Consider the following 12,687-nt stretch of genomic DNA (forward strand, 5'->3'; position numbering starts at 1 on the left):
GCGGTCCGGCCGCTCGCGCTGGCTGGCGCTGCGCCTGCAGCCACGCGTCGAATCGCTCCGGGGACACCGCTACGGCGTCGAAGCGCATTCGCGCATGCTGCGCCCCGCAGTATTCCGCGCAGTGGCCGCGGAACGCGCCGGGCGTGCTCGCCAGGACGCGCATGCGGTTCACGCGGCCCGGAATCATATCCAGCTTGCCGCCCAGTTCGGGAACCCAGAAGCTATGGATCACATTGTCGGACTTGAGCAGGAGTTCCACCGGATGGCCGACGGGAATGCGGATGTCGTTGGCGGTTTCGAACAGCAGGGCGCCCGAGGCGTCCAGATAGCGCACGCGCCACCACCAGAGTTCGCCCGTCACTTCGATGCGCACGGCCGCCGGCTCGGCGTCGCGTGCGGCCAGCGATGCAGGGCTGAGCACATAGAGCAGCAGGGCCGTCAGCGCCACGATGGGAAAGGCGATCCCCGCTCCCAGGATCAGCGCGGGGCGGGACAGACGCCGGCGCAAGGAGGCCGGTCCGAACATTGCCAGCAACATCAGAACGGTCACGATCAGGAAAATGGCCGTTGCGCCCACATACAGCACCCAGCCTATATCGGCGATTCGGGCGGCCTGGACGCTGTTGGGCTGCGCCCAGACCACGGTCGGGGCAAGCGCGGCGAGCGGCAATGTGGCGGCGAGCACGTTCGGGATGGTAGGCGCCATATCGTTGCAGGTGTCGGACCGTGGGCCGGCGCGCCGATAATCCGGTTGACCGGGCAAGATTCCCGCGAATGGCGTCGTCAGCATTTTTCGTGCCTGCGCAGGTTCCAAGGGGGGCGGGCACGGCGCTTGCTGCAGTGCCCCGATCCAGGAGACAGCCCTTGTGCCGGATTGCCCGACCCTATCGCCTGCTGCCTGCCCTGACCGCCATGGTTCTGCTTGGCGCCTGCCATGACGACAGGGCGCCGCTGTTCGCCATGGACCGCGCAGGCGGAGCACGCTTGCAGGGCGACCCCGAGCGCGGCCGGCAGTTGATCGCCGAACGCGGCTGCATCGCCTGTCACGCGGTCCCCGGTGTCAGTGGTCCGTCGTCGCGAGTCGGCCCGCCGCTGGGCAATATGGCGCGACAGGCGTATGTTGCCGGGCTGCTGCCCAACACGCCGCAGAACCTGGTTCGCTGGTTGATGGATCCCCCCGCGGTCAATCCTCGAACCGCGATGCCGGATACAGGACTCCAATTGGCCGACGCCGAGGACATCGCCGCCTATCTGCTGCGAAACGCCGGCGCGAGGGAGAAAGCGCAATGAAGCCGGGAAGGATTGCCGCGCTCACCTTGGTGGCTGGCGCGTGCGTCGCCGGGTTGCTGGGTAGTGCGGTCGTCTATTTTGGCTTATACGACGTCAGCGCCACGTCGCCGCATACGATCCCCGTGCATCGCGTCATGGACCTTGCGCTAGCCCGGGCGGTGGAAACACGGGCAGCCGGCATAGAGGCGCCCGATCTTGACGGCGCCGAGCGCATCAGCAACGGCTCGCGGCTGTACCGGATGCATTGCGCCCAATGCCATGGTGGTCCCGGCGCTGCGCCACAACCTTACGCGATGGGGCTGAACCCCGCGCCCGCCGCGCTCGTTGCCACTGCGCGAACGCGGAGCGCGGCCGAAATATTCTGGATCACCCGGCAGGGGGTCAAAATGACCGGTATGCCCGCTTGGCAATACCGGTTGACGGACGACGAGATCTGGGACGTGGTGGCGTTTCTGCGCGTGTTGCCGACCCTTTCCGCCGAAGAATACCGGCGCGGCGAAGACGGCCGGCCGCCAACCGCGCAGCCGGACAAGAATGAGGCGTCCAAGGCTCGCGTCGGCGATGCCAGAGCCGGGCGCAATGCGCTCCAGCAATACCTGTGCGTCACCTGTCACGCCATTCCGGGGGTGCCCGGCGCCTGGAACTACGTCGGTCCGGCGCTGGGCGGAATCGCCGAACGGCCGTACATCGCGGGCGTGCTGAACAACACCCCGGAAAACATTGTGCGCTGGCTGCGCAGCCCCAGCACCATCAAACCTGGCACAGCGATGCCGGATCTGGGCGTCAGCGAGCAGGACGCGCGCGACATAGCGGCTTTCCTGGACACGCTGCAGGAAGGCCCTTGAATGGGTCTCTGGCGGGCCGGATCCCAGCCCACACGCGAAGGCGGCGGGCATGGCGCTTGCTGCGCCGAGCGCCACGGGCATGTGCTCGAGCGAGCTCGCAGCGAGGCGACCAAAAGTGACCCAACTCATTGAACACCGGTATGCCACGACCGTGCACCCGCTGCCCGCGGTATTTCTAGCGGGCACGCTTCCCATGTTTCTCGGCGCTGCGCTTGCCGATGCGGCCTATGCGAAGACTTTTCACATCCAGTGGAATAATTTCGCGTCATGGCTGGTCGTCGGCGGGCTGGTGTTCGGCGCCATCGCGCTGATCTTCGCGATCGTCGACCTCTTTCGGGCACGCCAGCGGGCCCGCGGCATCATTCCCTACGCCGTCGTGCTGCTGGCGGCGTGGATCGTGGGCATTTTCAATGCGCTGATGCACGCCCGCGACGCCTGGGCCAGCATGCCTGCCGGCCTTATCCTGTCCGTCGTCGCCGTGGTGCTGACCTGCTTGGCCATATGGCTGGGCTTTCGCACGCCGCATATCAGGGGCCCGATATGAAATGCCGCCGCTTGCTCGCCGTCATCCCGCTGTCCATCGTTGCGGGCGCAGCCATCGGCCAGGCCGGGCCTGCACAAGTGGGGCCGAATCCCGAATTGCCCAAGCCCGAGCGCGGGCTGCTGCCCGACATGGTGATCGCGAAGCCGGCGGAGTGGGGCGGCAAGACGCCCACCGTGCCGGAGGGCTACAAGATCAGCGCCATCGCCACTGGCCTGAAGATCCCGCGGCAGACGCTGGTCCTGCCCAATGGCGACATCCTGGTGGCCGAAGGCAGGGGCGGCAACGCCAGCGACCTCAAGCCCAAGGATGTGATCGCGGGGCTCATCAAGGCCCGGGGCACGAGCCCGGTCAAGGGGGGCAACCGGCTGACCCTGCTGCGCGACGCTGAAGGCGACGGCACGTATGCTGCCTCGACGTTCGCGGAAAACCTTAATGCCCCATACGGCTTGGCGCTGGTAGACAACAACCTCTATGTGGCGAACCAGGATGCCTTGGTGCGCTTCGACTATCAACCCGGGCAGACCAAGGCAAGCGGACCGCCCCAGATCGTCACGCCCCTGCCTTCGGAAATCAACCACCATTGGACCAAAGCCCTGACCGCCAGCGCCGATGGACAGTATCTGTACGTGGGCATTGGTTCGAACAGCAACATCACGGAACGCGGCATGACGGCGGAAGTCGACCGTGCCCGCGTCTGGCGCGTGAACGCGCGCACTGGCGAATACAAGACCTACGCCACCGGCCTGCGCAATCCCACCGCGCTGGCTATCCAGCCCGGCACCGGCCAGTTGTGGGCGGTGGTCAACGAGCGCGATGAGATCGGGCCGGACCTTGTTCCCGACTACCTGACCTCCGTCCAGGAGGGCGCTTTTTATGGCTGGCCATACAGTTATTGGGGGAACAACGTGGATGACCGCGTGCGCCCTCAGGATCCGGGCAAGGTCGCTGCGGCGATCAAGCCCGATTACAGCCTGGGCTCGCACGTCGCGGCGCTGGGGGTGGACTTCTCGACCGAGGCGATGGGCGCCAAATTCGCCAATGGGGTGTTCGTTGGCGAGCATGGCAGCTGGAACCGCCGCGATCCTGTCGGCTACAAAGTGGTCTTCGTACCGTTCAGCGATGGACGGCCGTCGGGCCCGCCCGTGGATTTTGTCGCCGGGTTTCGCGACAGCGACGGCACCACCCACGGCCGCCCGGTGGGCGTGACGGTGGATCCGAAGGGCGCGCTTATCGTGGCGGACGATCTTTCGAACACGATCTGGCGCATTACGCCGCCCGCAGCCGCTCAGGCGCAAAAGCCGGTCGCAGCGCTGTTGCGCGAGCATCGCCGTTGACGATGGGAACTGCCCGCGTGCTTCAGGTTTGCAGAAGTGCTCTTCAGAACGACTACAGCGGAACCTTCGCGGGATCTAGAAACGGATCGAAAAAAGCATCACGTCTCTGCCGTAGTGATGGGCCATGCACTCATATTCAAATCCCGCTCTTTCCAGAAGGCGCTGCGAAGGCGCATTGGCCGGCCAAACCACAGCGGCCAGCTCCGGCAATTTCAGACTGCGCCTTGCATAATCGCAGACATCCCGTAGCGCAGCGCAGGCCAGGCCCTTGCCCCAATACTCGCGCGCCAACCGGTACGCCACCTGCGTGCGCGTGGTGCCCGCCAATGGCGTAAGGCTGATCCAACCCGCCGTCTGGCTGTCGCTCGTAATGGCCCAATGCCCCAACTTGCCCTGGTCGGACGCAATGTAGGCGAGCAGGGCGGCACGGCTCTCCGGCGTAGGTTGGATCAGCCCGGTGCTGTGCCGCATGACTTCGGCGTCGGATTCCATCGCCAGAATCGCTTCCGCATCCTTTGCGTCCAACCGTCGTAATCTCATTCAAGAACCCCGTGTCAACGCATTGAAGAGCAGCCTAGTGCGGCGCCTGATCCCGTTCGACGCTGTCGGCAAGCGCGCGCAACAGCGTCGCGCCATCGCCGCGCCACGCGCTGCCGTGCATGCAGGCTAGCGTCTTCGGCTGCAATGCCGCAAGGCGCTCCAGCATCGCCCGCGCATTCCGGGTGTGCGAGAAGTAGTCCATCTGCCTGCGGAACGCCTCGCTGGGTTCAAGGATGTCAGACTCGGTCAGCGCCGGATTGGTTGAGCCACCCTGGGTGAACAGGTCGCCGCAGAGCAGCGTGGCCGTCGCGGTTTCCAAGAGGAACCCGCACTCCCACGCGTGAGGTAGATGCGGCGTGTCGAGCCAGCGCACCTGATGCCGACCGAGCGATAGGGTCTCATCGTCTTGCAGTGCGCGCGGCGGCCGGTCGGCAAAGTCGCCCACCGAGACCATGGCCGCGACCTGCCCGCATAGCGGCTCAGCATGCGGCGCGGCGGCCAGAAAATCATTCAGCGCGCCGCACTCGTCGGCCTCGAAGTGCGAGAAGCCGATATAGCGCAGGCTGCCGATAGGCAGAATCCGCCCGACCGCTTCGCTGACCACGGGAAACAGCTTGCGCAGTCCCGTGTGAAACAGCAGCGGCGCGTCGTCGTCGATCAGGTACTGGTTGAATGAGAACCCGCCGCCGGGGATATCGACGGGGGTGGAGATGCGATAGATGCGGTCGGCAATCTCGTCGATTGTGGTGCCGCTGGAAAGGGACAGAGTCGCCATGGCGCGCTCCTTTCTGGACAACGGACGTGGGACAGGCTTGGCCTGTGCCGGGGGAAATACTCGACGATTGTCGAGCGTCCGGCCGTGGAAGTCCATCCGACCAGGCAGGGCCGGCCATTAAGTCCGGCTGCGCTTCACCATATTCACAATGATCTGGAAAAGCTCGTCGCAAGCCTCGGCCTGGGTGATCTCGCCCGCCACGGCTGCCTGCGACAGCGCGTCCGCGGCGCCGAGCATGCCCCACAGGTTCGCCAGCGAAATCCCTTGAGGGCCGGCGTACGGCGCAAGAATCTTCTGGCATTTTTCGATGAAGACGCGCTGGTACTGCGCCTTCACCGCCGCAAGCTCCGGCGACCCGTTCAGCGCCGCGAGCACGCCGGGAATCTCGCGCCCCTGGGTCGACACGCACTCGATGTAGCTTGAGGCGATGACGCTGGCCTTGTCCTTCAACGTCGGCTTGCTGGCGGCGATGGCGTCGTCGATGATCGCGGTCTGGCGTACGTCGAAGTCCTGGTAGAGCATCGCCAGCAGGCCGTTGCGGGTGCCGAAGTGATCGTAGGCGACGGGCTTGGAGACGCCGGCGGCTTCGGCCAGCCGGCCCAGCGTCAAGGCGTCCGTGCCTTCATCGCGGATCAGCGTCCAGGACACGTCGATGAGCTGGCGCTGCCGCTCTTCTTTCGACAGCCTGCGGCGTGGGGCAGGGGTGGGCGGCATGGGGGGGCGTCCTTTCGTTCGGTTCACTGCTGCGCGGCAAAGATCCGCTTGCCGATGGCTTGCGCCGCATCCAGATGCGACGACGGATATCCGGCGTCGGACGATACCAGCAAATCGGATGTTGCCACGCGCGCGCCGCAATAGCCGAAGATCCCGTGGTCGATCTGCGTCTTCATCGCGCCGAAGTAGCCGTGGCGGGCATAAGTGCGCATGTCCGCGCCGCCGCTGGCGATCAGGTGCACCTGCAGCCGCTGCAGCTTCTTGACGACGCCGACGTCCGGATGGGCGTCGTAGGCCCAGCCGTTGGTGAACACGCGGTCGATCCAGCCTTTGAGCAGGGCGGGGAACGACCACCAGTGCACGGGATACACCAGCACCAGCGCGTCCGCACGGTCGATGCGCGCGTGTTCGGCGGCCACGTCGGCGGGAGGATCCTCTTTGGTCAGGTGCAGGGCCACGTCGGCCTGGGTGAACCTGGGATCGAACGCTTCCGACGCGAGGTCGGCGAACTCGAACGAATGCTGTGGACCGGAGGCGGCGACGCCTTGCGCCACATGATCGGCGATGGCGTGGGTGAGGGAGGCCTGGTCGGGATGGGCGACAACTATGAGTGCGTGCATGGTGGGGACTTCCCTGTCGGAGTGGCAACCTACCAATAGTAGACTACTATTGGTAGGTTGTGCGACCGGTTTGGAAGAACTTCGGCCCGGCCCCGCCGCGATCAGAAGTCCATGCTGGACGAAGGTGTCGTGCGCCAGATCTGCGGCGTGGTGGGCATCGCCCAGCCGCCGGTTGAGCCAGTTGCGCAGCCAGCCGTGATGGCCGACATAAAGGGCGCCAACCTGCTCCTTGAGGCCCAACTGAGACATGTATACGCGCCTCTTGTCACAACCGCTTAATTGAAAACAATTCTCGTTGTATAGGATTTGCTTGTGCGGTCTGTGGGTAGCCTGTTAGTTTCCCAACCTCGCCCGGCGCCCGGGCGCCTACTACCGTCCCCCAGGAGATTCCGGACATGCTGTGCAAGCGCAATTCTTTGGCAACCTGGCAATCGCAAGGCAAGCTGGCCAGTGCATTGGCGGTGGCTGCTCTGCTGAGCGGTTGTTCGATTTCTCAAGGATTGTGCGACGCGGCGGGCCCGGCCAAGTCAGCCACGATATCCATTCCGCAAGGCGCGTCGACCGAAGACGTCTTTGCGTGCATTGATCGGGAGACGATCGCAAAGGGTGAGGATGCCTATTATCTGGACAAGGGCTACGCCATCCGCGACACCAGCGCGGGCGTGCTCGAGACAGAGCATTACCGCACGTCCAACGTGACCGGTTTCCGTCTGAGAGCCGAGGTGTCGAACATTTCCACGCTGAAACTGTCGCTGCGCGGGGCAGGGGCCTATTGCGCCGATCCCGGCGTCGACAAGGAAATGGCCCGGCTGCAGTCGGCGATTTCAGGCTGCCTTGCGCGTTGACGTCTGGGCTACTGCCGCTTCAGCGCCACCGTGACCAGCACGGAGGCATCTTCCAGCGCAAACAGCGCATGCGGAGACCGGCCCGACAGGTATAGCAGTTGCCCCGGGCGCAGCAGGTGCGTGACGTCTTCCACCGTGATCTCCAGGCTGCCTTCGATGCACTGGATGGTGATTTCCCCGGCGACGTGATGGGATGGCATTTCGCGGCCGGCCAGCAGCACCAGGCGCATGACTTCCAGGTCTTCGGACTTGAAAAGCGCGATCGACTGCGCCTGGGTAATCCCGCTGCCGTAGGGAGCCAGGTCGATGACCTGCCCGGGATCCGCATGTTTCAGGGCCATGATGAGTCGTCCTTCGCGAGGATGGGTGATCAGACGATACCGCATCCTCGCGCCGGACCAGGCAAGTCGCCCTGGCGGGCGTGCCGGCTTAGTTGATCTTGATGCCGCGTTCCTTGACCAGGTCCTTCCATTGCGCGGTTTCCTTGGCCAGGTGGTCGCGCAGGGCGTCTGGCGTGCCGCCGATGGATTCCGCGCCGATCGAGTCCAGCGTGGCCTTGACCTTGGGCTCGGCCAGGGCGTTGCGCATGGCTTCGTTCAGCTTGGCCACGACCTCGGGCGGGGTGCCGGCCGGGGCGAAGGCGGCGAACCAGGGCATCAGTTCGTAGCCGGCCACGCCGGCTTCCTGCATGGTCGGCACGTCGGGCAGGGCGGCCGAGCGTTTGGCGGTGGTGACGCCCAGCGCGCGCAGCTTGCCGCTGGTGATGTGCGGCTTGGCCGACGTGATGCTGTCGAACATGTAGTCCACCTGGCCGCCCAGCAGGTCGGCGACGGCGGGGCCGCTGCCCTTGTAGGGCACGTGCAGCATGTCCACGCCCGTCATCGACACGAAGAGCTCGCCCGCCAGGTGGATGGACGTGCCAACGCCGGCCGAGGCGTAGGTGTAGTGGTTGGGCTGGGCCTTGGCCTTGGCGATCACGTCCTGCACGCTGGTGGCGCCGGTGCGGGCGGGATTGGTGACCAGCACGTTGGGCACCACCGCCAGCAGCGAGATCGGCGCGAAGTCCTTGATCGGGTCGTAGTTCAGGTCCTGGTACAGCGCCGGATTGACCGCCATGCCGTTGGCGACGATCAGGATGGTGTAGCCGTCCGGCTTGGCGCGCGCCACGCTGGCCGCACCGATGTTGCCGCCCGCGCCCGCGCGGTTCTCAACGATGAAAGAGGTATTGAGCTGCTTGCCCATGGACTCGCCGAGCGTGCGGGCGATGCTGTCCATGGCGCCGCCGGGCGGGAAGGGCACGATCCACTTGACCGGGCGGTCGGGGTAGGCGTCCGCGTGCGCGGCGGCCGCGCCGCCCAGCAGGGACAGGGCCACCAGGGCCCGGGCAAAGGGATTGAATACATGGCGCATGCGCATGGTTGTCTCCGTCGTTTCTGAAATTATTGTGGGTTGCGCCCGTCAAGGCGGGCGCGGCCGTAAGGATTGGCCGGCAGGGTGGTCGGTGTCAGTTGTCCCTGCGGTAGAAGGCCAGCTTGTCTTCGTCCAGCGTCAGTCCCAGTCCGGGACCGTCGGGAATTTCCATTTCAAAGTCCGCGTAGCGCGGCGGGTTGGCCACGATGTCGTCCTTCAGCAGCAGGGGGCCGAACAGCTCCGTGCCCCACGACAGGCGCGGCAGGCAGGCAAAGCCGTGCGCCGACGCGATCGAACCGACCGAACCTTCCAGCATCGTGCCGCCGTACAGCGACATGCCGGCGGCGTCGCCCACTGCCGCGGTGCGCAGCATTTCGTGGATGCCGCCGGACTTGGCGATCTTCAGCGCCAGCACGTCGGCCGCGCCCTGACGCGCGATGTCCAGCGCGTCCTCCGGGCCGTTCAGGGCCTCGTCCGCCATGATGGGCACGACAAAGCGGGCGGCCAGCCGGGCCATGCCGGCCAGGTTGGCGCGCGGGATGGGTTGTTCGATCAGGTCCACGCCGGCCGCTTCCAGACGCGCAATGGCGCCCGCCGCGTCGGCTTCGTTCCATGCCTGGTTCACGTCCACCGTGACGCGGGCGCGGTCGCCCAGCGCCTGCTTGATGCGGGACACGTGGGCCACGTCGTCGGCCACCGCGCGGCGGCCCACCTTCAGCTTGAAGGTGTTGTGGCGGCGACTTTGCAGCAGCGACTCGGCTTCCTCGATGTCGCGGGCGGTATCGCCGCTGGCCAGCGTCCACAGCACCGGCAGGCGCGTGCGCACCGCGCCGCCCAACAGGGTGGACACGGACACGTTCAGGCGCTTGCCCTGCGCGTCCAGCAACGCGGATTCCAGGGCGGACTTGGCGAAGCGGTTGCCGCGCGCCACTTTTTCCAGGCGCTGCATCGCCGCATGGATGTTGGCCGCGTCCAGGCCGGCCAGCGCCGGCGCCAGATAGGTGTCGATGGCCAGTTTGATGCCCTCGGGGCTTTCCTCGCCGTAGGACAGGCCGCCGATGGTCGTGGCTTCGCCGATGCCCTCGATGCCGTCGCTGCACTTCAGGCGCACGATCACCAGCGTCTGGCGCTGCATGACCGCCATGGCCAATTGGTGGGCGCGGATGGTGGGCAGATCCACCAGGATGGCCTCGACCGAAACAATGCTTACCGGATTCATACTTTTATAGCTAGGAATGAGGGATGGTGGCAGTATCGCTTGCCTTTTCCCAGCTAGTCCAAGACTATATGGGTTCCAATTAATACCTTTTGGGTCTGAATCAATCATGGAGCTCAGGCATCTGCGCTATTTCCAGGCGGTGGCGGAGGAAGGCAGTTTCACGCTGGCCGCGGCCCGTTTGCACATTGCACAGCCGCCCCTCAGCCGCCAGATCCGGCAGATGGAGGAAGAGCTTGGCGTCGTGCTCTTCGAGCGCACCACGCGCGCGCTGCGCCTGACCGAAGCCGGGCGCTTCCTGCTGGAGCAATCGCGCCTGCTCACCGCGCGGCTCGACGAAGTGCTGGAAGGCACCCGCAGGCTGGGGCAGACGCAGCGCCGCTGGTTCGGCATCGGCTTCGTGCCGTCCACGCTGTACGGTTTCGTGCCGGAACTGATCCGCCTGTTGCGCAGCGCCGATCCCCGGGTCGAGGTGGGACTGATGGAAATGAACACCTTGCCGCAACTCGAGGCCTTGAAAGCCGGCCGCATCGACCTGGGCATCGGCCGCATCCTGCTCGATGACCCGGCGATCGAACGCCGCGTGCTCATGACCGAACCCCTGCTGGCCGCAGTGCCGCTGCATCACCCGCTGGCCGGCCTGGGCAGCGTACCGGTGGAGCGTCTGGCGCGGGAACCTTTCGTCCTGTACCCGGCGCGGCCCCGGCCCAACTACGCCGACCACGTACTGGGCCTGTTCCGCGCCGCCGGCCATTCGCTGCAGGTGGTCCAGGAAGCGAACGAACTCCAGACCGCGATCGGGCTGGTTGCGGCCGGACTGGGCGTGACCGTGGTGCCGGCGTCCGTGCAGCGCCTGCAGCGCCAGGACGTCGCCCATGTGCGGATAGAAGCAGACGCCTTCGTGTCTCCGGTGATCGTCAGCTACCGCAAGGACGACGCGTCGGCGTTCCTGCTGCGGGCGCTGGAACTGGCGGAGTCGCTGGCGAAGCGGTAGCGATGCCCGGCGATGCGCCTAGGGATTGTGGTCAGCGGTCTTGCGCAACGCTTCAAAGGGGCTGAGGTCCAGGCCAGCGTCCTGGAAGCGCTTTAACACGCTTGCCAGAGCTTCGTCGCGCTTGCCGGACCGTTCGGTCGCGGTCAGGGCTTGCCGGCATTTTTCCATGTGGTCGGGGCAGCCATGGCCGGCGGGCAGGAGGTGCGCATACATCGACACGTTGATCGCCAGCGTCGACACCTGGATGCGGGTCGGCTTGCCCAGGTAGAAGTCGGCGATGTCCTTTCTTAGCGTCGCCACCGCCTTTGCCGCGATGGCGGCGGCCTCTCCGGGCGCATTCGCCTTTGCGGCGGCAACTTCGGGCGACGCGCCGATTAAGCTGGGGTCGCCCCGCATGAAGGCGGGCGCCTCGTCGCGCATGACGGCCTCGAGGACCGCGGCTTCGGTCGGATCCGGGACATAGGCCGCGTGGACCAGGGCGGGGAACATCGCGCACAGCAGGGCGCAAGCTTTTTTCATTGGTGCGTCGGTGCGGATAGGCAGGGGGGCAGAGCTTAACCCGCCCGGCGACATTGCGGATCGGCCATGTAGGCGTCCTCCTTTTCCTGGAACTGCGGCGCGTCCCCGCGCCGCGCCCGCCACGGTATATTGCCCCCATGAAAAAGCTAGACATCCCAGCGCTGGAAATCTTCGTCGCGGCCGTCGAGGAAAAGAGCCTGTCCAAAGCGGCCGAACGGGAAAACCTGGTGACTTCCGCGGCCAGCAAGCGGGTGGCCGAGCTTGAACGGCACCTGGGCCGCACGCTGTTGCACCGCCACGGGCGCGGCGTCGAGCCCACGGCCGCCGGCGCATTGCTGTATCAGCGCGCCAAGGCCATCCTGCGCAGCGTGCAACTGACTGAACAGGCCATTAACGGCTATTCCCTGAACGGGCAGGCGAAGATCCGCCTGGCGTCCAATCCGTCGACCATCCTGCAGTTTCTGCCCGGCGTGATGGGCCGGTTCCTGGCCGGCCGCAGCGACGTCAGCGTGGACCTGCTGGAAGGCCACAGCTACGACATTCCGCGCATGGTGGCGGAGGCTTCGGTGGATATCGGCATCTATCACGCGGACCATCCGGTGCCCGGCGTGGCCTCGTTTCCTTTCCGGCGCGACCGCGTGGGGCTGGTCGTGCCAGTGGGTCACGCGCTGGCCGGCCGTTCGGAGCTGTACCTGGAAGAGGCGCTGGATTACGACTTGCTGGGCTATTTCCCCCGGCATTCGCTGGATCAGTTCCTGGCCTATGCGGGGCAGACGCTGTCGCGGCCGCCCAATGTCAAGCTGCAGGTGTCCAACTTCGAGACCCGCTGCCGCATGATCCGCGAGGGCCTGGGCATCGGCGTGGTGCCCGAGGGCATCGCGCGCCACTATCTGTCGGCTATGGGCCTGACGCTGCTGCGGCTGCGCGACGATTGGGCGGAGCGCCAGTTCTATGTCTGCGTACGCGACACGAGCCAGCTGGCGCGGCCCGTGGACGAACTGCTGAAGGCGTTGACAGCGCCGGAAGCGCTGGCGGACTGAC

The 12,687-nt window shown here is 66.0% G+C and carries 16 protein-coding genes; 7 read left to right on the forward strand and 9 right to left on the reverse strand.

The window, feature by feature from the left end; genetic code table 11:
• A partial coding sequence (locus KYC_RS08585) for a cytochrome c oxidase subunit II (protein WP_008161032.1) occupies positions 1-706 on the reverse strand: 706 nt, incomplete at its 3' end.
• A gap of 158 nt (positions 707-864) precedes the next feature.
• Here KYC_RS08585 and KYC_RS08590 point away from each other — a divergent pair.
• The 4 genes from KYC_RS08590 to KYC_RS08605 all read left to right on the forward strand — a co-directional run bounded on the left by KYC_RS08590 (position 865) and on the right by KYC_RS08605 (position 4,013).
• Positions 865-1,290, forward strand: coding sequence for a c-type cytochrome (locus tag KYC_RS08590; RefSeq protein WP_008161033.1), 426 nt, complete (start codon positions 865-867; stop codon positions 1,288-1,290).
• A complete protein-coding gene (locus KYC_RS08595; RefSeq protein ID WP_043517932.1) occupies positions 1,287-2,135 on the forward strand; it encodes a c-type cytochrome in 849 nt (282 codons plus the stop codon). Before KYC_RS08590 ends, KYC_RS08595 begins: the two co-directional genes overlap by 4 nt.
• 115 nt (positions 2,136-2,250) lie before the next feature.
• Positions 2,251-2,679 (forward strand): DUF2231 domain-containing protein, encoded by a 429-nt coding sequence (locus tag KYC_RS08600; RefSeq protein WP_008161035.1) that lies wholly within the window; start codon positions 2,251-2,253, stop codon positions 2,677-2,679.
• Positions 2,676-4,013, forward strand: a complete 1,338-nt coding sequence (locus tag KYC_RS08605; RefSeq protein ID WP_043517933.1) for a PQQ-dependent sugar dehydrogenase — start codon at positions 2,676-2,678, stop codon at positions 4,011-4,013. Before KYC_RS08600 ends, KYC_RS08605 begins: the two co-directional genes overlap by 4 nt.
• A 75-nt stretch (positions 4,014-4,088) precedes the next feature.
• Here the strand turns inward: KYC_RS08605 and KYC_RS08610 are convergent, their stop codons facing one another.
• The 4 genes from KYC_RS08610 to KYC_RS08625 all read right to left on the reverse strand — a co-directional run bounded on the left by KYC_RS08610 (position 4,089) and on the right by KYC_RS08625 (position 6,911).
• Positions 4,089-4,538 carry a GNAT family N-acetyltransferase gene (locus tag KYC_RS08610; RefSeq protein WP_008161037.1) on the reverse strand — a complete coding sequence of 150 codons (450 nt, stop codon included), beginning with the start codon at positions 4,536-4,538 and terminating at the stop codon, positions 4,089-4,091.
• A gap of 49 nt (positions 4,539-4,587) precedes the next feature.
• Positions 4,588-5,328, reverse strand: a complete 741-nt coding sequence (locus tag KYC_RS08615) for an MBL fold metallo-hydrolase (RefSeq protein WP_008161038.1) — start codon at positions 5,326-5,328, stop codon at positions 4,588-4,590.
• 117 nt (positions 5,329-5,445) lie between these two features.
• Entirely contained in the window at positions 5,446-6,042 is a 597-nt protein-coding gene (locus KYC_RS08620; protein WP_008161039.1) for a TetR/AcrR family transcriptional regulator, read from the reverse strand.
• Between the two features lie 23 nt (positions 6,043-6,065).
• Positions 6,066-6,911 carry an NAD(P)H-dependent oxidoreductase gene (locus tag KYC_RS08625; protein ID WP_337999271.1) on the reverse strand — a complete coding sequence of 282 codons (846 nt, stop codon included), beginning with the start codon at positions 6,909-6,911 and terminating at the stop codon, positions 6,066-6,068.
• Positions 6,912-7,057: 146 nt separating this feature from the next.
• Between KYC_RS08625 and KYC_RS08630 the strand changes: the two genes are divergently transcribed.
• Positions 7,058-7,507, forward strand: a complete 450-nt coding sequence (locus tag KYC_RS08630) for a hypothetical protein (RefSeq protein WP_008161042.1) — start codon at positions 7,058-7,060, stop codon at positions 7,505-7,507.
• 8 nt (positions 7,508-7,515) lie between these two features.
• On the opposite strand, the gene KYC_RS08635 is transcribed toward KYC_RS08630, so the two are convergent.
• The 3 genes from KYC_RS08635 to KYC_RS08645 form a co-directional block, all read right to left on the reverse strand.
• A complete protein-coding gene (locus tag KYC_RS08635; RefSeq protein WP_008161044.1) occupies positions 7,516-7,848 on the reverse strand; it encodes a cupin domain-containing protein in 333 nt (110 codons plus the stop codon).
• An 88-nt stretch (positions 7,849-7,936) separates the two neighbouring features.
• Positions 7,937-8,923 (reverse strand): tripartite tricarboxylate transporter substrate binding protein, encoded by a 987-nt coding sequence (locus KYC_RS08640; protein WP_008161046.1) that lies wholly within the window; start codon positions 8,921-8,923, stop codon positions 7,937-7,939.
• 88 nt (positions 8,924-9,011) lie between these two features.
• On the reverse strand, positions 9,012-10,136 hold the full coding sequence (locus tag KYC_RS08645) for a muconate/chloromuconate family cycloisomerase (RefSeq protein ID WP_008161047.1): 1,125 nt from the start codon (positions 10,134-10,136) through the stop codon (positions 9,012-9,014).
• A gap of 106 nt (positions 10,137-10,242) precedes the next feature.
• Between KYC_RS08645 and KYC_RS08650 the strand changes: the two genes are divergently transcribed.
• Positions 10,243-11,127: a LysR family transcriptional regulator gene (locus tag KYC_RS08650; protein WP_008161049.1), complete on the forward strand. Its 885-nt coding sequence runs from the start codon at positions 10,243-10,245 to the stop codon at positions 11,125-11,127.
• An 18-nt stretch (positions 11,128-11,145) separates the two neighbouring features.
• On the opposite strand, the gene KYC_RS08655 is transcribed toward KYC_RS08650, so the two are convergent.
• Positions 11,146-11,646 (reverse strand): hypothetical protein, encoded by a 501-nt coding sequence (locus KYC_RS08655; RefSeq protein WP_139026503.1) that lies wholly within the window; start codon positions 11,644-11,646, stop codon positions 11,146-11,148.
• Positions 11,647-11,783: 137 nt separating this feature from the next.
• Here KYC_RS08655 and KYC_RS08660 point away from each other — a divergent pair, with 137 nt between their 5' ends.
• Positions 11,784-12,686, forward strand: a complete 903-nt coding sequence (locus KYC_RS08660; protein WP_008161052.1) for a LysR family transcriptional regulator — start codon at positions 11,784-11,786, stop codon at positions 12,684-12,686.
• Position 12,687 lies beyond the last annotated feature (1 nt).

It is taken from the genome of Achromobacter arsenitoxydans SY8, from assembly GCF_000236785.1.
Lineage (GTDB): Bacteria > Pseudomonadota > Gammaproteobacteria > Burkholderiales > Burkholderiaceae_B > Achromobacter > Achromobacter arsenitoxydans.

Coding starts and splice junctions, on each gene's coding strand:
- KYC_RS08635 (WP_008161044.1), bottom strand. CDS start 7,848: ATGGCCCTGAAACATGCGGATCCCGGGCAGGTCATCGACCTGGCTCCC.
- KYC_RS08605 (WP_043517933.1), top strand. CDS start 2,676: ATGAAATGCCGCCGCTTGCTCGCCGTCATCCCGCTGTCCATCGTTGCG.
- KYC_RS08650 (WP_008161049.1), top strand. CDS start 10,243: ATGGAGCTCAGGCATCTGCGCTATTTCCAGGCGGTGGCGGAGGAAGGC.
- KYC_RS08615 (WP_008161038.1), bottom strand. CDS start 5,328: ATGGCGACTCTGTCCCTTTCCAGCGGCACCACAATCGACGAGATTGCC.
- KYC_RS08645 (WP_008161047.1), bottom strand. CDS start 10,136: ATGAATCCGGTAAGCATTGTTTCGGTCGAGGCCATCCTGGTGGATCTG.
- KYC_RS08640 (WP_008161046.1), bottom strand. CDS start 8,923: ATGCGCATGCGCCATGTATTCAATCCCTTTGCCCGGGCCCTGGTGGCC.
- KYC_RS08625 (WP_337999271.1), bottom strand. CDS start 6,911: ATGTCTCAGTTGGGCCTCAAGGAGCAGGTTGGCGCCCTTTATGTCGGC.
- KYC_RS08620 (WP_008161039.1), bottom strand. CDS start 6,042: ATGCCGCCCACCCCTGCCCCACGCCGCAGGCTGTCGAAAGAAGAGCGG.
- KYC_RS08630 (WP_008161042.1), top strand. CDS start 7,058: ATGCTGTGCAAGCGCAATTCTTTGGCAACCTGGCAATCGCAAGGCAAG.
- KYC_RS08595 (WP_043517932.1), top strand. CDS start 1,287: ATGAAGCCGGGAAGGATTGCCGCGCTCACCTTGGTGGCTGGCGCGTGC.
- KYC_RS08660 (WP_008161052.1), top strand. CDS start 11,784: ATGAAAAAGCTAGACATCCCAGCGCTGGAAATCTTCGTCGCGGCCGTC.
- KYC_RS08655 (WP_139026503.1), bottom strand. CDS start 11,646: ATGAAAAAAGCTTGCGCCCTGCTGTGCGCGATGTTCCCCGCCCTGGTC.